Here is a 22,313-nt window from a genome sequence, read left to right on the forward strand (position 1 = left end):
TACAGGGCATCCTGCCGGACAAATTGATTCACATGCTAAATCTGATGCGTTTTAATTTCAATGTTAGGTTTATTTCTGTGCTTTCGCTAGTAAACTGATAAACAGTTAAAATAGTGACATGAGGGACACTGTGGACCCCGTATTTTCTCTCGGCATCTCATCATTATGGGATGAACTGCGCCATATGCCAACCGGCGGCGTCTGGTGGGTTAACGCCGATCGCCAGCAAGATGCCATCAGCCTGGTGAATCAAACGATTGCGTCACAAACGGAGAATGCAAATGTCGCCGTCATCGGCATGGAAGGCGATCCTGGCAAAGTAATCAAATTAGATGAATCTCACGGTCCGGAGAAAATCCGCTTATTTACCATGCCGGATTCAGAAAAAGGGCTATACTCTTTGCCCCACGATTTGCTTTGTTCTGTTAACCCGACGCATTACTTTTTCATTCTTATTTGTGCAAATAACACGTGGCGGAATATAACGTCAGAAAGCCTGCATAAATGGCTGGAAAAAATGAATAAATGGACTCGTTTTCATCACTGTTCATTGTTGGTTATTACCCCTTGTAATAATAGTGATAAACAGTCCTCGTTGTTGATGGGCGAGTATCGCTCACTTTTCGGCCTCGCCAGTTTACGTTTTCAGGGCGACCAACATTTGTTCGATATTGCCTTCTGGTGTAACGAAAAAGGCGTCAGCGCCCGACAGCAGTTATTGCTATGTCAGCAGGACGAACGCTGGACGCTATCCCATCAGGAGGAGACGGCAATTCAGCCGCGTAGCGACGAAAAACGCATTCTTAGCCACGTCGCCGTCCTTGAAGGCGCGCCGCCGCTCTCGGAACACTGGACGCTTTTCGACAATAACGAAGCGCTATTCAACGACGCGCGCACGGCGCAGGCCGCGACAATTATTTTTTCGCTTACACAGAACAACCAAATCGAACCGCTTGCTCGTCGCATTCATACTTTGCGACGCCAGCGGGGAAGCGCGCTGAAAATTGTCGTGCGCGAAAATATCGCCAGTTTGCGCGCCACCGATGAGCGCCTGCTGCTGGGCTGCGGCGCGAATATGATCATTCCCTGGAACGCCCCGCTTTCACGCTGTCTGACGCTTATTGAAAGCGTGCAGGGGCAGCAGTTCAGCCGTTACGTACCGGAAGACATCACCACGCTACTGTCGATGACGCAACCGTTGAAACTGCGCGGTTTTCAGCCGTGGGATACCTTTTGCGATGCCATCCATACGATGATGAGCAACACCCTGCTCCCCGCCGACGGGAAAGGCGTTCTGGTCGCGCTGCGCCCGGTGCCGGGCATTCGGGTTGAGCAGGCGTTAACATTATGTCGACCAAGCCGAACCGGCGATATTATGACCATCGGCGGCAACCGTCTGGTGCTGTTTTTATCATTCTGCCGGGTCAACGATCTGGATACCGCGTTAAACCATATTTTCCCTTTGCCGACAGGCGATATTTTCTCTAATCGTATGGTCTGGTTCGAAGATAAACAAATCAGCGCCGAGCTGGTGCAGATGCGCTTATTGTCGCCGGAACTGTGGGGAACGCCGCTACCGCTGGCAAAACGCGCCGACCCGGTAATAAATGCCGAACACGATGGCCGCATCTGGCGTCGTATTCCTGAACCCCTGCGATTGCTCGACGACACCGCGGAGCGTGCATCATGATGACCATCAGCGATATCGTGCAAATTATTCTTTTTTGCGCGCTGATTTTCTTTCCGCTGGGGTATCTGGCGCGTCATTCGCTACGCCGTATCAGTGATACGACCCGGCTGCTATTTGCCAAACCTCGTTATGTAAAACCAGCCGGAACTCTGCGCCGCGCTACGAAAGTCAAGGCAGACAAAAAATGACTCAGCATACTCAAACTCCTTCAATGCCTTCTCCGCTCTGGCAATACTGGCGCGGTCTTTCCGGCTGGAACTTCTATTTTCTGGTCAAGTTTGGCCTGCTGTGGGCAGGCTATCTGAATTTTCATCCTTTACTGAATCTGGTATTCATGGCGTTTCTGCTCATGCCAATACCAAAATATCGCCTTCACCGGTTGCGCCACTGGATTGCCATTCCCGTCGGCTTCGCGCTGTTCTGGCATGATACCTGGCTGCCCGGCCCGCAAAGCATTATGAGCCAGGGGACGCAGGTGGCGGAATTCAGCTCCGGTTATCTGCTCGATCTGATCGCCCGTTTTATTAACTGGCAAATGATCGGCGCCATCTTCGTACTGCTGGTTGCCTGGCTATTTTTATCACAGTGGATTCGGGTTACGGTGTTTGTGGTCGCCATCATGGTATGGCTGAATGTCCTGACATTAACCGGCCCGGTTTTTACGCTGTGGCCGGCAGGCCAGCCAACCGATACGGTGACGACGACTGGCGGTAACGCGGCCGCTACCGTCGCGACAGCGGGCGATAAGCCGGTCATCGGCGATATGCCTGCGCAAACCGCGCCGCCAACGACCGCGAATCTGAACGCCTGGTTGAACACCTTCTATGCCGCGGAAGAAAAGCGGAAAACGACGTTCCCGGCGCAGCTTCCGCCTGATGCGCAGCCGTTCGACCTATTGGTCATCAATATTTGTTCGCTCTCCTGGTCGGATGTCGAAGCGGCAGGCCTGATGTCACATCCGCTATGGTCGCACTTTGACATTTTGTTTAAACACTTTAATTCCGGTACGTCTTACAGCGGCCCGGCGGCCATTCGTCTGCTGCGCGCCAGCTGTGGTCAACCTTCGCATACCCGACTTTATCAACCAGCCAATAACGAATGTTATCTGTTTGATAATCTGGCGAAACTGGGCTTTACTCAGCATCTGATGATGGATCATAACGGTGAATTTGGCGGCTTCCTGAAAGAAGTTCGCGAAAACGGCGGTATGCAGAGCGAACTGATGAACCAGTCCGGCCTGCCAACCGCCCTGCTGTCATTCGACGGCTCGCCGGTATATGACGATCTGGCGGTCCTGAACCGCTGGTTAACAGGGGAAGAACGTGAAGCCAATTCCCGCTCCGCGACTTTCTTTAACCTGCTGCCGCTGCACGATGGCAACCACTTCCCTGGCGTCAGCAAAACGGCGGATTATAAAATCCGCGCGCAGAAACTGTTCGATGAACTGGACGCCTTCTTTACCGAACTGGAGAAATCCGGGCGTAAGGTGATGGTAGTCGTCGTACCGGAGCACGGCGGCGCGCTGAAGGGCGACAGAATGCAGATCTCAGGCCTGCGCGATATTCCCAGCCCCTCCATCACCAACGTCCCGGCGGGCGTGAAATTTTTTGGCATGAAAGCCCCGCATGAGGGCGCGCCGATTGATATTAATCAGCCGAGCAGCTACCTGGCGATTTCCGAACTGGTCGTACGCGCCGTGGACGGTAAGCTCTTTACCGAAGACAGTGTGAACTGGAACAAGCTGACCAGCAATCTGCCGCAAACCGCGCCGGTTTCAGAAAACGCTAATGCGGTGGTGATTCAGTACCAGGGTAAGCCCTACGTTCGTCTGAATGGCGGCGACTGGGTGCCTTACCCGCAGTAAACCGAAAAAGGCCGCAAGGTTTCCCCTGCGGCCTGGCTCGGGCGCATGTTGCCATTACGGCGGACAGACGCTCAAAACGCGTTACTTCCTGTCACGTAGCCAGTTGACGATCACACTGGCGATAATGCCAGCAATGATCGGCGCCGCCAGATCGTGCCAGAAGGCCACGCCCAACTGCGTAAGCGTCATATAGCCGCCTTGTTGCAATGGCAACCGTTCGCGGCTATCTTTAAAGTGTTTGGGTTCAAGTTAGCCCCCGTCAGGTTGCCAGGTTTATACCAGTCAACGTGCGGGGGTTTTCTCTATCCAGCAACCTATGCCGCCGGGGCTCAAGCCCCCGCAACATTGCGCCTCACCGGGTAAACCCGGCTTGCTGCTGATATTACGGCAAAATCCCCGTCCCGGCACGGCGCTAACGTGCAATCTGCGTGACGCTTCGCAGACGACTACTTTTATTTGCCAGAATACATTCAGCATTTCTGAGGCTGGCAGTCAGCCGCTCAATTCTGTAAATTATGCCTCCTCGCGGCCAGTCCCGGTGATACCGAAACCCTCGTTCAGCATCCTGCGTCTATGACATATTCGCCTGTTGCGCCAGAGGAATGGCTAAAAGCAGGTATTACCGACGAACTTATCCGTCTTTCAGCGGGACCTGAAGATCCCGACGATATTATTCATGACCTTGAACGCGCCAGCAGAAAAGCAGCATTCTGACGATTGCTCGGCGAACCGCTGTCACCGGTTTGCCGCATCGGGTATCAAGGCACTATAGCCTGGTTATAGGCAGCATTCTTTATGAGAGAGCTGCGTATATTTTGGGCAGGGGGCTCTATGCAGGACGACACATTACCATTAAATAACAGTAACGCTACGACCACACCGCTTTCAACGAGATTACCGTTTACAAAATATGATTTTGGCTGGGTGCTCTTGTGTATCGGTATGGCAATCGGCGCCGGTACCGTCTTAATGCCAGTGCAAATCGGTCTCAAGGGGATCTGGGTATTTATTACCGCTTTTATCATCGCCTATCCCGCTACCTATATTGTGCAGGATATTTATCTAAAAACGTTATCTGAAAGCGAAACCTGTGACGATTATACGGATATTATCAGTCACTATCTTGGCAAAAACTGGGGCGTTTTTCTCGGTGTAATCTATTTTCTTATGATTATCCACGGGGTGTTTATTTACTCCCTGTCGGTGGTGTTTGATAGCGCCTCCTATATCAAAACCTTCGGCCTTACTGAGGCCGATCTTTCGCAGTCTATTATCTATAAAGTCGCGATTTTCGCCGTGCTGGTGGCGATTGCCTCCGGCGGGGAAAAGCTATTATTTAAAATTTCCGGCCCGATGGTAGTGGTAAAAGTCGGGATCATTCTGATATTCGGTTTGGCGATGATCCCACACTGGAATCTTGATAATATTTCCGCCTTTCCCGCCGCATCGGTTTTCTTTCGCGACGTACTGCTCACTATCCCATTTTGCTTCTTTTCTGCGGTCTTCATTCAGGTGCTAAACCCAATGAACATCGCCTATCGTAAGCGCGAACCTGACCGTGTGCTGGCCACCCGGATGGCGATTCGCACGCATCGCATTAGCTATATTACGCTGATTGCCATTATTCTCTTTTTCTCGTTTTCGTTTACCTTTTCGATTAGTCATGAAGAGGCGGTATCAGCGTTCGAGCAGAATATTTCCGCTCTTGCGCTGGCAGCTCAGGTAATCCCTGGCCAGATCATCCACATTACCTCTACCATCCTCAATATTTTTGCCGTACTTACCGCGTTCTTTGGTATTTATTTAGGTTTTCACGAAGCGCTTAAAGGTATTGTACTGAATGTGTTGAGTCGCATTATGGATGTCAAAAACATCAACCCACTGTTACTGACATCTGGAATCTGTGTCTTTATCGTGGTTACTCTGGTTATTTGGGTTTCGTTTCGCGTCTCAGTATTGGTCTTTTTCCAGTTAGGCAGTCCGCTTTATGGCATTGTCGCGTGTATTATTCCCTTTTTCCTGATTTATAAAGTAGCGCAACTGGAAAAATTACGCGGCCTGAAAACCTGGCTTATTCTGTTATATGGAATATTGTTGTGCCTGTCGCCGTTATTAAAATTGATTGAATAAGAGCCTATCCCACCAGGCGTTATTGGCACAGCCAGTTTGGACACGGACAGCGCGCAAAAACCGGAGCGTACACGTAGTACGTGAGGTTTGACTCGCTACGCTCGCCCTTCGGGCCGCCGCTAGCGGCGTTCAAAACGCTAACGCGTTTTGGCGAGCACTGCCCAAGTCCAAAATGGCAAGTAAAATAGCCCTAATGGGATAGGCTCTAAGTCGTACCGGAGAGCCATGCCCGGTGGCGCTACGCTTACCAGGCCTACAAGTAAGGTGTAGGCTTGATAAGGCGCAGCCGCCATCCGGCATAAAACGCAATTAACTCAGCGGCTTCTGCGGGTTTTCATCCTGATCGACGGCAAAGCAGGCCACCAACTGGCCGTCGTACTCTTTAAGCTGCGGCTGTAACTGCGTACAGGGTCCGAAGCGACGGCGGCAGCGGGCGTTGAAGGCGCAGCCCGGCGGCGGGTTCAGCGGACTCGGCAACTCGCCGGTCAGCTTAATCCGCTCACGGCGATCGTCCGGATTCAGCCGCGGCGTGGCGGAGAGCAACGCTTGGGTATAGGGATGACGTGGATTGTTAAAAATCTGCTCTTTGGTCCCTTTCTCCACGCAGCGGCCTAAGTACATGACCATTACTTCATCGGCAATGTGCTCCACCACCGACAGGTCGTGCGAGATAAAGACATAAGACAGCCCCATATCCTGTTGCAAATCCATCATCAGGTTCAGCACCTGAGCGCGCACCGACACGTCGAGCGCGGAGACCGGTTCGTCGGCAATCACTACGTCCGGATCAAGCATCAGACCGCGGGCGATAGCGATACGCTGACGCTGGCCGCCGGAGAACATATGCGGATAGCGGTCGTAGTGCTCGGTTTTCAGCCCCACCTTCGCCATCATCGCCAGCGCTTTTTCACGGCGCTGCTCTTTGCTGAGCGAGGTGTTAATCAGCAACGGTTCTTCCAGAATTTGCCCCACTTTCTTGCGTGGGTTCAGGGAACCGTAGGGGTTCTGAAACACAATCTGAATTTTCTGCCGCCGCAGTTTCTGCGCGTGCGGATCGTGTTTGAGCAGATCCTGCCCCTGGTAATAAAGCTCGCCGCCGGTTGGCGTTTCAACCATCGTCAGCAGGCGACCCAGTGTGGATTTTCCACAACCGGACTCCCCCACTACCGCCAGCGTTTTACCGCGTTCGAGATTAAACGACACGCCGTCCAGCGCTTTTACCAGCCGTTCCGGAGAAAAGATCCCCTTCTTCACCGGATAGTGTTTTTTCAGGTCGATAGCCCGCAACAGCGGCTGTTGCAAGGTGGCCTCATGCGTACTCATAGTGTGGGCCTCCCGGCATCATCGAGTGGGTAATGACATTTTGACTGACGTCCATCGTCCAGTTGGTTGAGAGCAGGTTCTTCCGCACGACATCTGTCCGTGGCGTGGGGGCAGCGAGGGTTAAGCAGACAACCCGTCGGTCGGTCATATTTCCCCGGCACCACGCCCGGCAGCGACGCCAGACGCGCTTTATCTTGCGCAAACTCTGGTAACGCACGTAGCAATGCCTGGGTATACGGATGACGCGGCGCGCGGAAAATATCCTGCGCAGCGCCGGTTTCGACGACCTGCCCGGCGTACATGACGATAATTTTGTGCGCCGCTTCCGCCACCAGCGCCAAGTCATGGGTAATCAGCACCAGCGCCATGTTCTCTTTTTGCTGCAACTCCAGCAGCAGCTCAATGATTTGCGCCTGAATGGTCACATCCAGCGCCGTGGTCGGTTCATCAGCAATTAACAGCTTTGGTCGACAGGCTATGGCCATCGCAATCATCACGCGCTGACTCATGCCGCCAGAAAGCTGGTGCGGATAGACATCCAGACGAGAAGCCGGATCGGGAATACCCACCTGGTTCAACAGGTCAATCGCTCGCTGACGACGGGTTTTCTTGTTCCCGCCCTGATGTACCTTGATGGCTTCCATAATCTGAAAGCCAACGGTATAGCAAGGATTGAGGCTGGTCATCGGGTCCTGGAAAATCATCGCCACTTCAGCGCCCACCAGGTTGCGACGTTCCTTCTCGGAAATGCGCTTCAGATCCTGTCCGTTAAAGAGCAGGTTTTCCGCCATCACGCGGCCTGGGTAATCGATAAGCCCCATAATCGCCAGCGAGCTGACGGATTTGCCGGAACCAGACTCGCCGACAATACCGACCACCTCACCCTGCTTCACGCTGTAGCTAATGCGGTCGACGGCTTTGAACGGTGTCCCTTCGTCGCCGAAGTGCACCGATAATTGATCTACATTTAATAACGCCATCTCGAACCTCTTACTGCTTCAGTTTGGGATCGAGCGCGTCACGCAGACCGTCACCCATCAGGTTAAATGCCAGTACCGTCAGCAGAATCGCCAGCCCCGGGAAGGTCACGACCCACCAGGCGCTTTGCGCGAACTGCAATACATCAGAGAGCATGGTGCCCCATTCCGGCGTAGGCGGCTGCGCGCCCATGCCAAGAAAGCCGAGGGCGGCCATATCGAGAATGGCGTTAGAGAAACCGAGCGATGCCTGAACGATCAGCGGCGCAAGGCAGTTCGGGAAAATATTGACGAACATCTGACGCATCGCGCCTGCGCCCGCCACGCGGGAGGCAGTCACATAATCGCGGTTCACCTCTACCAGAACCGCCGCGCGGGTTAAGCGGACATAGTGCGGCAGCGCCACAAACGTCAACGCCAGCGCAGCGTTGCCGATGGAGGGGCCGAAGATCGCCACCAGCACCAGCGCCAGCAGCAGGCTCGGCAGGGCCAGCATAATATCGACCACGCGCATGATGATGTTATCGACCAGACCGCCGAAGTAGCCCGCGACTAGGCCGAGAATAATCCCCATGACCAGCGACAGGACGACCACCAGACAGCCGACCAGCAGCGACAAACGCGCGCCATACATCAGGCGCGAGAGGGCATCGCGACCAACATCATCCGTTCCCAGAATATGCGCCCAACTGCCGCCTTCCTGCCAGACCGGCGGCGCCAGCAGCGCATCGCGGAACTGCTCTGCCGGGTTGTACGGCGCAATAAAGTTGGCAAACACCGCAATCAGGATCACGATGAGAACATACGCCAGCCCGACGACCGCGCCTTTATTGCGTTTGAAATAGTGCCAGAACTCCCGCAATGGCGTCATGGGCGCCGGTGCGGCATTAACATTATTTTCAGTAACCTGTGACATGATGGCCCCTTACTTCTTATGCCGAATACGCGGGTTCACCACGCCGTACAGCAGGTCTACCAGCAGGTTGACGAGAATAATCATCGTCGCTACCAGTAACACGCCGCCCTGCACTACCGGATAATCGCGGCGTTGCAGCGCATCGATCAGCCAGCGCCCCAGACCGGGCCACGAGAAGATAGTTTCTGTCAGAATCGCGCCAGCCAACAGCGTCCCGACCTGCAGGCCGATCACGGTGACGACTGGCAGCATGGCGTTACGCAGAGCATGGACGATAATGACGCGCATCCTGGTCAACCCTTTGGCGCGTGCGGTACGGATGTAATCCTCCCCCAGCACTTCCAGCATCGACGAACGGGTCATACGCACAATGACGGCCAGCGGGATTGTGCCGAGCACCATCGCAGGCAGGATCATATGCGCCAGCGCATCAATAAAGTTACCCTCTTCGCCCCAGATAGCGGTGTCGATCAGCATAAAGCCCGTCAACGGATTGGTATCATCAAGGAACACCATATCGCTCACGCGCCCGGAAACCGGCGTCAGGTTCCAGTGGACGGAGACCAGCATGATCAGCATCATGCCCCACCAGAAGATAGGCATAGAGTAACCGGTCAGCGCCAGGCCAACGGCAGTGTGATCGAAGATAGAACCGCGCTTCACTGCGGCCAGCACGCCCACCGGAATCCCCACGGCGACGGCAAAAATCATGGCGCAGACGCCAAGTTCCAGCGTCGCTTTAAAGCGAGGTACGAACTCGTCCCACACGGGGATTCGGCTTTTCAGCGAGATGCCTAAATCGCCATGCATCACCCCCCAGATATAATGGAGGTACTGCTGCCACATCGGTTTATCAAGACCGAGTTCAGCCAGCAGTTGAGCATGACGCTCAGGGGAAATACCTCGCTCACCCGCCATGATCATCACCGGATCGCCGGGGATCATGTGGACAAAGGCAAAGGTGAGAAGGGTAATACCGATAAACGTCGGGATAACGAGTCCCAAACGTCGGAGAATGAACTGCAACATAACCCGAATTCTCTCTCATGACGCACGGCCTGGAACCGTGAGTCTGTATTGCTCACAAATCTTATCCCACGCAAACTGCATCGCGGATAAAGCATTACGCCGGATGGCGCTGCGCTTATCCGGCCTACACAACACCGGGGCGCAGCGCTCTTTTAATTATTCGACAGAGACGTTTTCGAAGTGATGTTTGCCTAATGGGTCAACCACATAGCCTTTAACTTCTTTACGTACTGGCTCATAAACCGTGGAGTGAGCGATGATCAGCGCTGGCGCCTGGTCATGCATCACAACCTGGGCCTGTTTATAGAGTTCAATACGCTTGTTGTGGTCATCGGTCGCACGCGCAGGCTGAATCAGGTCTTCAAACGGCTTGTAGCACCATTTTGAATAGTTGGAGCCTTGCTGGGCGGCATCGCAGCTGAACAGCGTGGCGAAGAAGTTATCCGGATCGCCATTATCGCCGGTCCAGCCCATCATCACCGTCTGGTGCTCGCCATCTTTAGCGCGCTTGAGGTATTCGCCCCATTCATAGGTGACAATTTTGGCCTGAACGCCAATCTTCGCCCAGTCCGCCTGGATCATTTCCGCCATACGACGCGCATTCGGGTTATAGGGACGCTGTACCGGCATCGCCCATAGATCGATGGTGAAGCCTTTTTCCAGACCGGCTTCTTTCAGCAGCGCCTTCGCTTTTTCCGGATCGTAGCCGTAGTCTTTAATATCGTCGTTGTAGCCCCACATCGTCGGCGGGATCAGGTTTTTCGCCGCAACGCCTGCGCCCTGATAAACGGCTTTGATGATGGCCTCTTTATTCACGGCATAGGTCAACGCCTGGCGAACTTTGACGTCATCCAGCGGTTTTTTCTGCACGTTATAGGAGAGATAACCCACGTTCAGACCGGCCTGCTCCATCAGGTTGATGTTTTTATCTTCTTTCATGCGCGCAATATCCGCCGGGTTCGGATACGGCATCACCTGACATTCGTTCTTCTGCAGTTTGGCGTAACGCACAGAGGCGTCAGGCGTAATGGAGAAAACCAGGCGGTCAATTTTCGGCTTCGTGCCCCAGTAGCCGTCAAAGGCTTTGTAGAGAATGCGGGAATCTTTCTGATATTGCACCAGTTGGAATGGGCCAGTGCCGACCGGATTCAGATCCACTTTTTCCGGCGTACCGGCTTTCAGCATGTTGTCAGCATATTCTTTGGAAAGAATAGAGGCGAAGTCCATGGCTAAATCGGCAAGGAACGGCGCTTCCGGACGCGTCAGCACAAACTGCACCGTGTGATCGTCTACCTTCTTCACTTCGCTAATCAGATCCGGCAGCCCCATGCCTTCAAAGTATTCATAGCTGCCGCCAGACACTTTATGGTACGGGTTCTGCTCGTTTTTCTGCCGGTCAAAAGAGAACACGACATCATCGGCGTTCAGCTCGCGCGTGGGTTTGAAATCCTTGCTGGATTGCCATTTCACCCCTTTACGTAGGTGGAACGTATAGGTTTTACCGTCTTCGCTGATATCCCACTTCTCAGCAAGACCCGGGATCACTTCCGTGGTGCCGGTTTTGAATTCAACCAGACGGTTATAGATAGGTACGGAGCTGGCATCATAGGTGGTGCCAGACGTAAAGAGCTGTGGGTTAAAGCCTTCCGGCGAGCCTTCTGAACAATAAACCAGGGTTTTGGCCTGCACGCTTGCTGCAACGGTCATGGCCACCAGGCTCAAACCAAGCTTCAGCATCCCTGACTTCTTCAAGGAAATACTCATTCTTCTGCTCCAATTGTGATGTATGTTGTTTTGCCCTTTGCAAAGACTTTTACCGCTCGGCCTTTTTTGTTTTTTACCTGGTCAGGTCAGTAGTGAGAGGTGGGGATTCCGTTCGCATAATCGACTGAGTTGCAGTGCGGATTCTCCATAAAATGCCCCTCATTCCCTACAATCTGTCAATAGAATGTCAAAACGTCAATACAGGTAACCAGCTTTTACAACAACGGTGAGAATTAACAAACAAAGATTAAAAAAAGTTCAGAAGGGTATTTTCAGCAGGGAAATTTGTGCTACAGGCAGAAAGGCAGAGTTATTCACTTAATATTTTGCAACAGTTAGTGATTAACAATTAGCCATTAATTGAAAAATTTCTTTCGATATGTTGATTATCTGAGCGATTAATACCACTAACGCTAAAACGCACAGGCGAAAATGCTGAGGTTATCCATAAGCCGTGTGCAAAGAAGAGTGATCCGGACATTGAAAAACACCATCGAATATGTTACAAAATTGTAAATAAGTAGGCCGTCGTGCGGCCTACCGCGATCACAAAAACTAACTTTTGGCCCTGGCCTGCGTGCGCTTTTCGCTCCAGTTAAACAACGAGTTCACCAGAATCGCCGTCAACGTCCCCGCTGCCATGCCGTTGCCAAAGACCATCTGTACGCCCGCCGGGAAATTCTGATACAGGCCGGGTACCAGTATAGGTAGCATTCCCATGGCCAGCCCCATCGCCAGCGCGTAGGTTTTACCCGGCGTATGCAGTGGCTCACGCGCAATCATATCAATGCCGATAACCCCGATAATGCTGAAGACAATCACCGCCGTACCGCACACCACCGAACCTGGCAGACAGGTCGCCAGACGTACCAGCGGCGCGAATATGGCAATCAGGATTAACAATCCTCCGGCAGCCGCAGTCACGAAACGCGATTTCACGTTAGTGGTGCGTATCACCCCAATATTTTCGCCGGAGGTGATAATTAAGGAGGTGCCAAAAATCCCCCCAGCAGCGACATTACCGCATCACCACGAATGGTACGTGGAATCGCCTGTTGCACATTTTGCGTGGAATTGACTATTTCCGCGGTCGCAATCGTTTGCCCAGTTGCTTCAGCCATAGAGATGACCGCGTAAATCAGTAAAGGCAGCGAGGCGGAGAGATCAAAAATCGGCCAGCCGAACGGCAAAAGCTGTGGGAAACTAAACAGCGGCCCGTGACTAACACCGCTAAAATCGGTGCTGCCCAGCGCCATTCCCAGCAGCGTCCCCGCTAAAAGGCCGAACATCACCGCCAGCTGGCGCAAAATACCGCTAAACGCCAGCGCGAAAATCAGCGTTATCAGGATAGTCCCCAGCGATAAAATGATACTGGTTGGATGAGCGAAGTCGGCGCTCCCTGGCTGGCCAATGATCAACCCGCCGTACAGGCGAATAAGGTTAATCGACACCATTAGCAGCATGATGCCAATGATAAAGGGGGGAAAATGGTGCAGGCAGCGGCGGAAAATCAGCAACGCGATAAAGTAGAACAGCGAGGTCAGAATTACGGCGCCAATCGCGGTCTGGATATTGGTCTGTAAAGCGATCGCAACGAAAATCGCAATCGGCGCGCCCCCCGGTACCATAATAAACGGCAAACGCGCGCCCACCCCTTTCACACCCAGGCTTTGCAGAATAGCGCCCAGACCGCACATCAGAAAGGTCGCGCTAAGTACCGAGGCGGTCACCGTATCGGTAAAGTGGAGCGCTTTGGCGATCAGAAAGACGGAGGTAATGGGGGTGGCGGCAACGACCAGCACATGCTGAAGCGCCAAAAGTAAGGTGGTTTGCCAGGGTAATGCATCGTTATCCGGCGTAGTAAGGCCAGGCTGCGGCATGATTAACTCCCATAAAACATCAAAAAAATAACCGCCAGCGCGGGCTGGCGGTCTGCATTATTTCAACCAACTAATGGCATCAGCGGCATAGCGATGCGCACGGAAGGCGCTGTTCTGTTTTCCAGGAATAATGCCTTTACTGAGGTGCTCCGGATATTCATTAAAGAACGGAATGATATATTCCCATACCGTTTCGCCTTCCGGGGTAACTTCAAACAGGCGGCCAAACGCCGATTCACAGATAAAGGTGTTGCCGTTCGCCAGCCGCTGCGCGCTCCCCATATACGGCGAGAAAAACGCCGGCGGGAAGATATCGCGATACTGCCAGGTAATCGCTTTGATCTGCGGATCGAACTCCAGCACCGTGGAATGCGGCGAGGTGACGCCGGGACGCAGGTTGCCGTTATCGAAAACCAGAATCGACCCGTTCTCCATCTCAACCGGCGTGTGCTGCTGCGCTACCACTTCCGGCCCTGCATGCCAGATAACCTTCCCGCTCTCTTTATCCACGGCAATGACGCCGGAAGTGGTACGCAGGCTCATCAGTACCAGGCCATCACGGGTGACGGACAGGCCGTTAATCATCGGCCAGTGGCGGCGGTCGAAAATATCATGAATCGGGAAATCTTCCGGATTCAAATGCTCCCAGGCACGCCATTCCCACACCACTTCACCGTCGCGATTGACCTCTTTGACGACGTCGCTCTGAATCACGCCGTCCGGCGCATCGCGGCGCGGGTCGCCGCCGGTAACACGGGCGGCGATATCGGCAGGTAACGGCGACGCGGCGGTATACAGCAGATTACCGTTCGCCAACCATTGCGCATCATGGTGATGGTAAATATCTTCGTAATGCCAGACGATTTCGTTATCCGGCGTCACTTCGTAGAAGTCGCCGCCGTGCCAGAGATCCCACGCCGGATAGAGGTTCGCTGAAGTGCGGTGGCTGCCGTTATAACCCAGATTACCGTTCGGCAGCAGCACCGCATCACGCCCGGCGCGAACCGGAAGCTGCCACTGATGCGCGACTTCGCCCTGCTCGTCCACCAGGTAAACCCGCCCTTCGGCGGTTTGCGGCGCAAAAAGCGTATAGCCGCCAAAGCTCTTCGCCTTATCAGCGTAGATAAGGCCCGCCGGACGGCGTCCAAGGGTGAAAGTCGAATCCTGAGTTAAGTGTGCCACATCGCCTCCTGAGGAATAGATTTGCGCCAAAATACTCCATTAAAACGTTTTAATGAAGAGTTTTTTACGATCACCACCGAAAAAAAGCAAACGTTACCGTCTGGTAAATATGCTACCCTGTGCGCAAATTTTCGCAGGTCAGGAAGCAGATGGCTGTTCAAAATAAAAAACGCGCAAAGTTGATTGATGTTGCCCGCCATGCAGGCGTCTCGCCAGGGACGGTATCCAATGCATTGCACAACACCCGCTTTGTCGAGCCGCAGACGCGACGGCGTATTGAAGAGGCCATTGTTGCGCTCAACTACACGCCGAATATTCGCGCTCGCCAGTTACGAACCGGCAAAACCAATACCATTGCTTTGCTCTCTTCGGTGCCGCTGGCGATTGCCTCCGGCGCATCACGACTGGGATTTATGATGGAGGTGGCGTTAACGTCCGCGATGATGGCGCTGGAAAAACAGCATGCGCTGATTCTGGTGCCACCAGGGGTAAATCCACTGGATGCCGTCAGCTTTGACGCGGCGATCCTGATTGAGCCGGCGGAGAACGACCCGCAGCTCCAGGCGCTGGCGCAAGCGGGCATTCCCTGCGTCACCATTGGCCGCACGCCGGGGACCGACACGCCTGTGCCGTGGGTTGAGCTGCACTCGGCGGCAACAGCACAGCTTCTGCTAACGCATCTGGAGGCCTCCGGTGCCAGCAAATGTGCGTTATTTGTCGGTAACACACGGCGAACATCAGTTCTAGAGAGCGAAGCGGCTTACCAGCGCTGGTGCGCGGGGCGCCAGGACCCCGTCGTCTACTCTCTCAATGAAAGCGAGGGTGAAAATGCCGGCTACCAGGCCGCGCAGCAGCTATTACAGGCGCATCCCGACGTTGACGGCGTGCTGGTGCTGATAGATACCTTTGCCAGCGGCGCGGTACGGGCTTTCCAGGAACAAGACATCGCCATACCTGAACAAATACGGGTGGTTACTCGCTATGACGGTATCCGCGCGCGCGAATCGCTGCCGCCGCTGACGGCAGTGAATATGCATCTTGATGAGGTGGCGCGACAGGCAATCACACTCCTGTTTGCCGTTCTGTCGGGTGAGAAGGTCAGCTACAGCGACGGGATCATGCCTGAACTGGTGGTGCGAGCGTCAACCTGCCGGTGACAGAGGATGACTTGCCACTGCGGGCCGTTGCTGACGCAACGTTCTCTCGCTTCGCTCGAGTCGAACCTCTTGCCCCCGGAGGTTCTCATCCTCGTCAGGCTTCAGATACAAAAAACCCTGCTCGCTGAGCAGGGTTTCTGAATTTGGTCGGTGATAGAGGATTCGAACCTCCGACCCCTTCGTCCCGAACGAAGTGCGCTACCAGGCTGCGCCAATCACCGAATGCGGGCGCATCTTACTGCTCAGGCGCACGCCCGTCAATCCCTTAGTCGCAAAATACAATTCAATCGGCGAGAAAGTCGGCAGACAACCTACTTCGCGGCGACTTTCTGCGCATCGGGAATATGGCACCAGTTGTTGTTCTGGTTAATGCCGCCATTCGGCGATGTATACCCCAGGCAGCCCATTATCGTATCGTACAGTTCCACATGACGACGCGGCACTTTGATCTCCGCCTGCTGTTTCAGGTGAGCGGACATCTGCGCATGTTGCGGACTGGCAAGATATTTATCCGACATCCATACCAGCATCGGAACACGGAATTGCTCCGGCGGCGCCATATTGCGCGGCGTACCGTGCAAATGTTCGCGTTCGTTAATCGACTCGCCGTGGTCAGCCGCGTAGAACACAATCGCTTTTTTATCACGTAGCTGATCGAACACACTGGTAATAAAGTGATCAACATAGGTCACGGAGTTATCGTAAGAGTTGATCATCTGCGCTTTCGTGCAGCCGCTATCGACCCCAATACATTCGGGCTTCCATTGAGCGTAGCTGCGCGGATAACGCTGCGTATAGTTAAAATGCGATCCCTTGGTATGCAGGATAATCAGATGCTTACCCTCCGGATTCTGGGCAAGCGAGTTCTGCATCTCATCAATCAACAGCATGTCATCCACCGTTTTACCGCGGTTACGCGGCTCGGCGCCAATCTGCTCGCGGTAAGAGATATTATCCGCCATGGTATTGCTATAGAACCACATCTCGCTCTGCATGGCGTACAGATCGGAACTGAATCCGAGCTGTTTGAGTACGGCAAAAACATTCTGCTCTTTTAACGTACGCTGCGGGTTATTATCCGCCCCACCTTCCCGTACAAACATACAGCGTAAAGAAAGCTTCGGCGTGGTATTACGCTCGTAGCCGAAAATCCCCATGTGATCCCAACGGGTCGTCTCACCGATAATGAAAACGACGTAGGTGTCATCCCCATCTTTCGGCGCAACATAGGTAAATTTCCTGGCCGGGTTTATTAACGAATTATTGTCCGACGACTCATCTACCTGCGCCCAGGCATACAGCCCTAACGCAGATAACCAGTTTGAGGGCAGGTAGGAGTTCGCCACCACGCCGCCATAGCTGGGTAAGTCGATGCCTGTCGCCCGTTCAAACTTTTTCTGCTGTACATCCAGCAGGCGGATAGGCGCCCACACCATTACGCCTGCGAGTATCACTACAGCGGCGCTGCGAAAACGCTGCCCCGGCGTACGTAGCTGGCGCAACAACGTGTAGCGACAGTGGTTACTCCAGATAAAGATGAGCGGAAGCACGCTCACGGCAATCAGCCACAATACAAAGTGCAGCCCCACCACCTCTTTCGAGAGATCGATATCGGTGGTCATAACAGACGCAATAATGCCGTAGCCAATCACCACGTTCAGGAAGGTCATGTAATAACTGGCGCCAGCGGAAAACAGCACCACCAGCGTGGCCAGCACGCGCCAGACGCGTCGGCCAAACAGTGAAAGAAGACGAAGTAAGAAGAAAGTGACCAGCACCGTGGCGCCAAGTTCGACAACTGCGGAAAGGCCTTTCCAAATGGTAAATTCTTGCGCATAACTGCCGAAACGGCGGTAAAACACGGCGCAATTCATAAACAGACCGATATAGAGCGCAAGCAAGAAACTAAGTTTCTGCTGCGTCATCGATTTAATGTATCTCATGCAAACAAACCCTGGGAATCGGGATAAAAACGACCTGTACAACGATTCTTTAATCAAACAGGTAAATATGCGGCTAACGCAGATGTGAGAAAGTCTACCAGCGCGGCTAAGTAGACCACAGGAAGCGCAAAAAGTGTCTATAGAGAATGTGATTGACCTATATATTTTTGTAAATATATAGATAGGGTATTAGCTGAACTTCTAATAAGTCCAGGCGACGGTTTATCCCGTTAAAACCTGGCGCTCACCCCCAGGGTATACAAATAATCGCTATCCGTAGCGCTGTTTTCCGCCTGAGAAAACGCCGCATACGCCGCCAGGTGCGGGTTAAGTAACACGTCCGCGCCTACGGTGACATCCAGCCAGTTTCCCGCCTGATTTCCTGCGGTCATACGACTCAACCCGGACTGCGCTTTCCAGATATTTTCCCCAAACTGTTGGTTATAGCTGATCTGCGCCCAGGGACGGACATCGCCGAACTGCGAGTTTACCCGCCAGCCTAACGTACTGACGCTGGCATGCCATAACGGATCGGTAAGCGCTAATGTCGTCGCGCTATCGCCATATTCGTTATACATTGATGACGTCGAACCGTCGTAATGCAGCGCCGCGACCGGCCCAGTGGTTACGCGTCGGGAAAGCGAAAAATTCCAGCCCATACTGATACCGCTGGTCGCATCAAGCGGGGTTTCATCCGCCAGGCTAAGCACCGGACCCACCGTATTTTGCGTAGACTGAATACGTTCGGCCAGTATGTCGTTGTAATTCGGTTGGTGATCGCTGTCCCAGGTATAGCGTTCCGTCATATGCCCCGGAGCCGCTTCAGCGATATATTCTTGTTGCCAGGCATACGTGGTATTGATAAAAAACGAGCAGGCCATAAGGCCCGCCAGACAACGCAATGTCCGGCGACCACGGCGTTTTCTTACAATCATCAACGCGACTCCAGAGTAGAGCCGAATTCGGCGATATTATTGTCATTGAATGAAGGATGTCGGACATCAGCCCTGTATTAACTATTGTCCTTTTAGCGGACCCGTCAAGGCGGGTTGAAGGAAATTTTCGCGGTAACCACAATAACGAGGAAGTCTATGCAGCGTTGCGACTGGGTCAGCCAGGACCCCCTTTATATTGCCTATCATGATAACGAGTGGGGCGTACCGGAAACTGACAGCAGAAAGCTGTTTGAAATGATCTGTCTTGAAGGTCAACAGGCCGGTTTATCCTGGATCACCGTGCTTAAAAAGAGGGAGAACTACCGCGCCTGTTTTCATCAGTTTGACCCGATACGCATCGCAGCTATGCAGGAGGAGGATGTTGAACGCCTGCTACAGAACACGGGCATCATACGACATCGCGGTAAAATTCAGGCCATTATCAGTAACGCCCGCGCCTGGCTTGCGATGGAGCAAAACGGCGAGTCTTTCGCCGATTTTGTCTGGTCATTCGTTGATGGTCAGCCGCAGATCACCCAGGCGGCCAGCCTGGATAAGATCCCCACCTCAACACCTGCGTCCGATGCGCTTGCTAAGGCATTGAAAAAACGCGGTTTCAAGTTTGTCGGTACGACTATCTGTTACTCCTTTATGCAGGCGTGCGGACTGGTCAACGACCATATTACCGGCTGTTTTTGCCATCCGGGAGAAAAACATGATTCGCAAATCCCAGAGTGAAGACATGGCGTCTATTCTGGCGCTGTGGATGAAAAGTACCATTTATGCCCATCCCTTTATCGAAGAACGTTACTGGCACGAGAGCGAAGCAATTGTACGCGACGTCTATTTACCCGCCGCGCAAACCTGGGTATGGGAGGAAAATGGGCAACTGAAAGGCTTCGTCAGCGTACTGGAAGCCCGTTTTGTCGGGGCGCTGTTTGTCGCCCCCGACGCGTTAAGACACGGCATTGGCAAAGCGCTTCTGGAATATGTCCAGCAACGTTTTCCTCTGCTGAGCCTTGAGGTTTACCAGAAAAATCAATCCGCCGTAAACTTCTACCATGCGCTCGGTTTTCGTATTGAAGATAGCGCCTGGCAGGAGGATACCTCCCACCCCACCTGGATTATGAGTTGGCAGGCGGATCAAACGCCGTAAGCGGTAGCGCCGGGCCGGTATATTTCTCAAACCAGACCAGCGCGGTGTTGCCCGCACAACCGTTCCCCAGCCGGGAACTGGGAAGATCTTTTGTCAGGACGTTTACCGCGCCGTTTTTGCATATGCCGCCTGCGGTAGGTTCAGGGTCCGGCCATGCGCCTTCGTGAATACAGATAACGCCAGGCCGAATTCCGTCGGTAACGACCGCGCCCGCCAGAACCTGCCCGCGATGATTCCAGACGCGTACCGTATCGCCATCGACGATTCCGCGTGTTGTCGCATCCTGCGGATGAATCGTTACCGGTTCGCGTCCGGCTACCGCATACCGCTCCCGTAACGAACTGTAGTTGAGCTGGCTATGCAGACGGTGCGCCGGATGCGCGGAAAGTAGCTGAACCTGCCCCGCATCGGCGTTCCCGTGCCACTCATCCGGCGCCAGCCACATCGGATGACCGGGACAATCCGCATAACCATAGCTGGCAATGCGCGCAGAATAGATTTCGATTTTGCCGCTGGCCGTTTTTAGCGGATGGTTATCAGGATCGCGGCGAAAATCCGCGAAGCGCACAAACTGCGCGTTGGCGGGATTTTCCGGCATCTCCAGTAAACGGTTAGCCTGCCAGAATGCGGCAAACGGCGGCAGCGTCACCCCCTGGCTGGCGCCACGCTGGGCGGCAATATTGTAGAAGGTCTCCAGCCACGCCAGCTCGCTTTTTCCTTCGGTGAACCGAGCATAACCGCCGGCTTCCCACCGTTCGCTCAGTTCAGCAAAAACGTCAAAATCATTCCGCGCCTCCCACCGGGGCGACACGACCTGCTTCATCGGCGCCAAATGCTGATTGCTATAGTCGCCGGTCATGGTTAAATCGTTACGCTCATAGCTGGTGGTCGCGGGCAGAACGATATCCGCGTGTTTCGCGGCGGCCGTCCAGAAACATTCCGAGATAACGACCAGTTCCGGTTTTTGCCACGCACGAATCAGACGGTTGGTATCCTGATGATGGGTAAAGTTCGCGCCACCCGCCCACCAGATAAAACGAATATCCGGGAAGCGGCGATCCATCCCATTGTGTTGGTAAAACCCACCGGGGTTTTCCAGCGCCTCGACAATACGCGCCACCGGTATTTTATCTACCGCATCGACCCCGCCAGGGATGCTCCCCTGTATCGACGCTAACACGGCGGCGCGGCGCGTCGGGTTTCCGCCGTTAGCAAAATGATAAGAAAAACCAAACCCGCCGCCAGGCGTACCAATTTGCCCCAGCATTGCGGCCAGCGTAACGATCATCCAGTGCTTTTGCTCGCCGAACTGCTGACGCTGCATTCCCCAACCAGCCATCAACATGGTGGTGTTATGATGAAATATTTCCGCCAGTTCGCGGATTTTCACCGCAGAAACGCCGCAAATTTCCGCCGCCCATTCCGCTGTTTTGGCCGTACCGTCGGTCGTGCCCAAAAGATAGTCAGCGAAGCGGTCATAGCCCGTCGTGCAGCGGGCAAGGAACGCTTCATCCTGCCAACCGTTTTCCACCAGCGTATGAGCGATCCCCAGCATTAACGCCACATCGGTGCCCATATGTGGGGCGATCCACTCCATCTTATCGCCAAAAAAGTCGACGCTTTCCGATCGCATCGGATCGATGCAGATCAGGCGTTTGCCGCTTTGTCGCAGCGCCGCAAAATAGTCGAGCCCCTGTTCATCCGAGGCGTTCCAGGCAATTTTCAGAGTATTCAGCGGGTTCGCGCTCCAGAGCACCACCACCTCGCTATGTTCCAGCACCACCGGCCAGCTAGTCTGCTGCTGGTAAACCTCGTTACCACCCACCACATAAGGCATGATAGCCTGCGCCGCGCCGGTGGAATAATCGCCAAGATGGCCGGTATACCCTCCCGCCAGCGCCATGTAACGCTGCAATAGCGTAGCCGCTTTATGCAATACGCCGTTCGAACGCCAACCGTAGGAGCCGGCGAAGATGGACGATGGTCCATAACTTTCACGAATACGTTTGTGCTGAGCGTGGATCAGATCCAGCGCGTCATCCCAACTTACGCGAACAAACTCATCCTGCCCGCGTATGCCTTGCGGCTTATCGGGAGAAGCCAGGAACCCTTTACGCACCATCGGGAAGCGAACCCGCGTTTTGCTGTGTACCTGGTCATGCACAACGGTTTGCAGGGAGTTCTGGTGTGCCGTCGGGAGTTCGCCATATGAAGCAAAAATGCGTTCTCCGTCGGTTTCAACACGGACTGGCCCCCAGTGTGCGGCGGTCAATACCGAATGACGCGATGGTGCGTGGGTCAAGGTTCGCTCCTGAATTATTGGGATTATTTATTTTGCCGATCAATGTTACTTACAAATTTCAGAGT

17 protein-coding genes, 1 tRNA gene, 1 other RNA gene and 2 pseudogenes are annotated in these 22,313 nt (G+C 53.8%); 8 read left to right on the forward strand and 13 right to left on the reverse strand.

The genetic code is table 11. The features are described 5' to 3' along the window. Nucleotides 1–118 precede the first annotated feature (118 nt). The 3 genes from bcsE to bcsG are packed head-to-tail and all read left to right on the forward strand — an operon-like array spanning nucleotide 119 to nucleotide 3,554. The gene (gene bcsE, locus AAYN39_RS15775) at nucleotides 119–1,690 is read left to right on the forward strand and encodes a cellulose biosynthesis c-di-GMP-binding protein BcsE (RefSeq protein ID WP_001205773.1); all 1,572 of its coding nucleotides are present in this window, start codon (nucleotides 119–121) and stop codon (nucleotides 1,688–1,690) included. Beyond that, the gene (bcsF, locus tag AAYN39_RS15780; RefSeq protein ID WP_000988321.1) at nucleotides 1,687–1,878 is read left to right on the forward strand and encodes a cellulose biosynthesis protein BcsF; all 192 of its coding nucleotides are present in this window, start codon (nucleotides 1,687–1,689) and stop codon (nucleotides 1,876–1,878) included. Before bcsE ends, bcsF begins: the two co-directional genes overlap by 4 nt. Further along, a complete protein-coding gene (bcsG, locus tag AAYN39_RS15785; protein ID WP_000192026.1) occupies nucleotides 1,875–3,554 on the forward strand; it encodes a cellulose biosynthesis protein BcsG in 1,680 nt (559 codons plus the stop codon). The genes bcsF and bcsG overlap by 4 nt, the downstream gene beginning before the upstream one ends. 81 nt (nucleotides 3,555–3,635) lie before the next feature. On the opposite strand, the gene AAYN39_RS15790 is transcribed toward bcsG, so the two are convergent. Then, on the reverse strand, nucleotides 3,636–3,743 hold the full coding sequence (locus AAYN39_RS15790) for a type I toxin-antitoxin system toxin Ldr family protein (protein WP_001537650.1): 108 nt from the start codon (nucleotides 3,741–3,743) through the stop codon (nucleotides 3,636–3,638). A 372-nt stretch (nucleotides 3,744–4,115) separates the two neighbouring features. On the opposite strand from AAYN39_RS15790, the pseudogene AAYN39_RS15795 reads away from it, so the two are divergent. Together AAYN39_RS15795 and AAYN39_RS15800 are read left to right on the forward strand one after the other, a co-directional pair. Then, nucleotides 4,116–4,268, forward strand: a pseudogene (locus AAYN39_RS15795) (PLP-dependent transferase); the annotation flags it as partial. 117 nt (nucleotides 4,269–4,385) lie between these two features. Further along, nucleotides 4,386–5,684, forward strand: a complete 1,299-nt coding sequence (locus tag AAYN39_RS15800; protein WP_001150177.1) for an aromatic amino acid transport family protein — start codon at nucleotides 4,386–4,388, stop codon at nucleotides 5,682–5,684. A gap of 309 nt (nucleotides 5,685–5,993) precedes the next feature. Here AAYN39_RS15800 and dppF read toward each other — a convergent pair whose 3' ends face one another. The 7 genes and pseudogenes from dppF to AAYN39_RS15835 form a co-directional block, all read right to left on the reverse strand. Further along, the gene (gene dppF, locus AAYN39_RS15805) at nucleotides 5,994–7,007 is read right to left on the reverse strand and encodes a dipeptide ABC transporter ATP-binding subunit DppF (protein WP_000103568.1); all 1,014 of its coding nucleotides are present in this window, start codon (nucleotides 7,005–7,007) and stop codon (nucleotides 5,994–5,996) included. Then, nucleotides 7,004–7,987, reverse strand: coding sequence for a dipeptide ABC transporter ATP-binding protein (gene dppD / locus AAYN39_RS15810; RefSeq protein WP_001196507.1), 984 nt, complete (start codon nucleotides 7,985–7,987; stop codon nucleotides 7,004–7,006). The genes dppF and dppD overlap by 4 nt, the downstream gene beginning before the upstream one ends. 10 nt (nucleotides 7,988–7,997) lie before the next feature. After that, nucleotides 7,998–8,900 (reverse strand): dipeptide ABC transporter permease DppC, encoded by a 903-nt coding sequence (gene dppC, locus AAYN39_RS15815; RefSeq protein ID WP_000084689.1) that lies wholly within the window; start codon nucleotides 8,898–8,900, stop codon nucleotides 7,998–8,000. A gap of 9 nt (nucleotides 8,901–8,909) precedes the next feature. Further along, nucleotides 8,910–9,929: a dipeptide ABC transporter permease DppB gene (gene dppB, locus AAYN39_RS15820; protein WP_000938843.1), complete on the reverse strand. Its 1,020-nt coding sequence runs from the start codon at nucleotides 9,927–9,929 to the stop codon at nucleotides 8,910–8,912. 156 nt (nucleotides 9,930–10,085) lie between these two features. Beyond that, nucleotides 10,086–11,693: a dipeptide ABC transporter periplasmic-binding protein DppA gene (dppA, locus tag AAYN39_RS15825; RefSeq protein ID WP_000028045.1), complete on the reverse strand. Its 1,608-nt coding sequence runs from the start codon at nucleotides 11,691–11,693 to the stop codon at nucleotides 10,086–10,088. Between the two features lie 555 nt (nucleotides 11,694–12,248). Then, nucleotides 12,249–13,573: pseudogene (locus AAYN39_RS15830) on the reverse strand (uracil-xanthine permease family protein). A gap of 57 nt (nucleotides 13,574–13,630) precedes the next feature. Continuing rightward, complete coding sequence (locus AAYN39_RS15835) at nucleotides 13,631–14,755, reverse strand: aryl-sulfate sulfotransferase (protein ID WP_000940824.1); 1,125 nt, start codon at nucleotides 14,753–14,755, stop codon at nucleotides 13,631–13,633. A gap of 149 nt (nucleotides 14,756–14,904) precedes the next feature. Here AAYN39_RS15835 and AAYN39_RS15840 point away from each other — a divergent pair, with 149 nt between their 5' ends. Next, the gene (locus AAYN39_RS15840) at nucleotides 14,905–15,912 is read left to right on the forward strand and encodes a substrate-binding domain-containing protein (protein WP_000290717.1); all 1,008 of its coding nucleotides are present in this window, start codon (nucleotides 14,905–14,907) and stop codon (nucleotides 15,910–15,912) included. Here the strand turns inward: AAYN39_RS15840 and AAYN39_RS15845 are convergent. The 4 genes from AAYN39_RS15845 to AAYN39_RS15860 form a co-directional block, all read right to left on the reverse strand. Next, nucleotides 15,903–16,021, reverse strand: a non-coding RNA gene (locus AAYN39_RS15845) — RtT sRNA. The two genes, AAYN39_RS15840 and AAYN39_RS15845, sit on opposite strands and share 10 nt — an antisense overlap. 35 nt (nucleotides 16,022–16,056) lie before the next feature. Continuing rightward, nucleotides 16,057–16,133: transfer RNA gene (locus tag AAYN39_RS15850), tRNA-Pro, on the reverse strand. Nucleotides 16,134–16,223: 90 nt separating this feature from the next. After that, nucleotides 16,224–17,855 carry a kdo(2)-lipid A phosphoethanolamine 7''-transferase gene (gene eptB / locus AAYN39_RS15855; RefSeq protein WP_001269253.1) on the reverse strand — a complete coding sequence of 544 codons (1,632 nt, stop codon included), beginning with the start codon at nucleotides 17,853–17,855 and terminating at the stop codon, nucleotides 16,224–16,226. 230 nt (nucleotides 17,856–18,085) lie between these two features. Next, nucleotides 18,086–18,790 carry an autotransporter outer membrane beta-barrel domain-containing protein gene (locus AAYN39_RS15860; protein ID WP_000637067.1) on the reverse strand — a complete coding sequence of 235 codons (705 nt, stop codon included), beginning with the start codon at nucleotides 18,788–18,790 and terminating at the stop codon, nucleotides 18,086–18,088. Between the two features lie 156 nt (nucleotides 18,791–18,946). On the opposite strand from AAYN39_RS15860, the gene tag reads away from it, so the two are divergent. Both tag and AAYN39_RS15870 read left to right on the forward strand, forming a co-directional pair. Further along, nucleotides 18,947–19,528 carry a DNA-3-methyladenine glycosylase I gene (gene tag, locus AAYN39_RS15865; RefSeq protein WP_001188408.1) on the forward strand — a complete coding sequence of 194 codons (582 nt, stop codon included), beginning with the start codon at nucleotides 18,947–18,949 and terminating at the stop codon, nucleotides 19,526–19,528. Next, on the forward strand, nucleotides 19,506–19,946 hold the full coding sequence (locus tag AAYN39_RS15870; RefSeq protein WP_000619903.1) for an N-acetyltransferase: 441 nt from the start codon (nucleotides 19,506–19,508) through the stop codon (nucleotides 19,944–19,946). Before tag ends, AAYN39_RS15870 begins: the two co-directional genes overlap by 23 nt. Here the strand turns inward: AAYN39_RS15870 and AAYN39_RS15875 are convergent. Then, nucleotides 19,915–22,248, reverse strand: coding sequence for a molybdopterin guanine dinucleotide-containing S/N-oxide reductase (locus tag AAYN39_RS15875; RefSeq protein ID WP_000148449.1), 2,334 nt, complete (start codon nucleotides 22,246–22,248; stop codon nucleotides 19,915–19,917). The genes AAYN39_RS15870 and AAYN39_RS15875 overlap by 32 nt on opposite strands. Between the last annotated feature and the right edge of the window lie 65 nt (nucleotides 22,249–22,313).

It is taken from the genome of Salmonella sp. K21076 (assembly GCF_039650795.1).
GTDB lineage: Bacteria > Pseudomonadota > Gammaproteobacteria > Enterobacterales > Enterobacteriaceae > Salmonella > Salmonella enterica.

What these genes read in the sequence shown, in the direction of transcription:
- tag (WP_001188408.1), top strand. Translation starts at nt 18,947, where the DNA reads ATGCAGCGTTGCGACTGGGTCAGCCAGGACCCCCTTTATATTGCCTAT.
- eptB (WP_001269253.1), bottom strand. Translation starts at nt 17,855, where the DNA reads ATGAGATACATTAAATCGATGACGCAGCAGAAACTTAGTTTCTTGCTT.
- AAYN39_RS15860 (WP_000637067.1), bottom strand. Translation starts at nt 18,790, where the DNA reads ATGATTGTAAGAAAACGCCGTGGTCGCCGGACATTGCGTTGTCTGGCG.
- dppA (WP_000028045.1), bottom strand. Translation starts at nt 11,693, where the DNA reads ATGAGTATTTCCTTGAAGAAGTCAGGGATGCTGAAGCTTGGTTTGAGC.
- AAYN39_RS15870 (WP_000619903.1), top strand. Translation starts at nt 19,506, where the DNA reads ATGATTCGCAAATCCCAGAGTGAAGACATGGCGTCTATTCTGGCGCTG.
- AAYN39_RS15790 (WP_001537650.1), bottom strand. Translation starts at nt 3,743, where the DNA reads ATGACGCTTACGCAGTTGGGCGTGGCCTTCTGGCACGATCTGGCGGCG.
- bcsE (WP_001205773.1), top strand. Translation starts at nt 119, where the DNA reads ATGAGGGACACTGTGGACCCCGTATTTTCTCTCGGCATCTCATCATTA.
- dppF (WP_000103568.1), bottom strand. Translation starts at nt 7,007, where the DNA reads ATGAGTACGCATGAGGCCACCTTGCAACAGCCGCTGTTGCGGGCTATC.
- dppB (WP_000938843.1), bottom strand. Translation starts at nt 9,929, where the DNA reads ATGTTGCAGTTCATTCTCCGACGTTTGGGACTCGTTATCCCGACGTTT.
- dppD (WP_001196507.1), bottom strand. Translation starts at nt 7,987, where the DNA reads ATGGCGTTATTAAATGTAGATCAATTATCGGTGCACTTCGGCGACGAA.
- bcsG (WP_000192026.1), top strand. Translation starts at nt 1,875, where the DNA reads ATGACTCAGCATACTCAAACTCCTTCAATGCCTTCTCCGCTCTGGCAA.
- AAYN39_RS15800 (WP_001150177.1), top strand. Translation starts at nt 4,386, where the DNA reads ATGCAGGACGACACATTACCATTAAATAACAGTAACGCTACGACCACA.
- dppC (WP_000084689.1), bottom strand. Translation starts at nt 8,900, where the DNA reads ATGTCACAGGTTACTGAAAATAATGTTAATGCCGCACCGGCGCCCATG.
- AAYN39_RS15840 (WP_000290717.1), top strand. Translation starts at nt 14,905, where the DNA reads ATGGCTGTTCAAAATAAAAAACGCGCAAAGTTGATTGATGTTGCCCGC.
- bcsF (WP_000988321.1), top strand. Translation starts at nt 1,687, where the DNA reads ATGATGACCATCAGCGATATCGTGCAAATTATTCTTTTTTGCGCGCTG.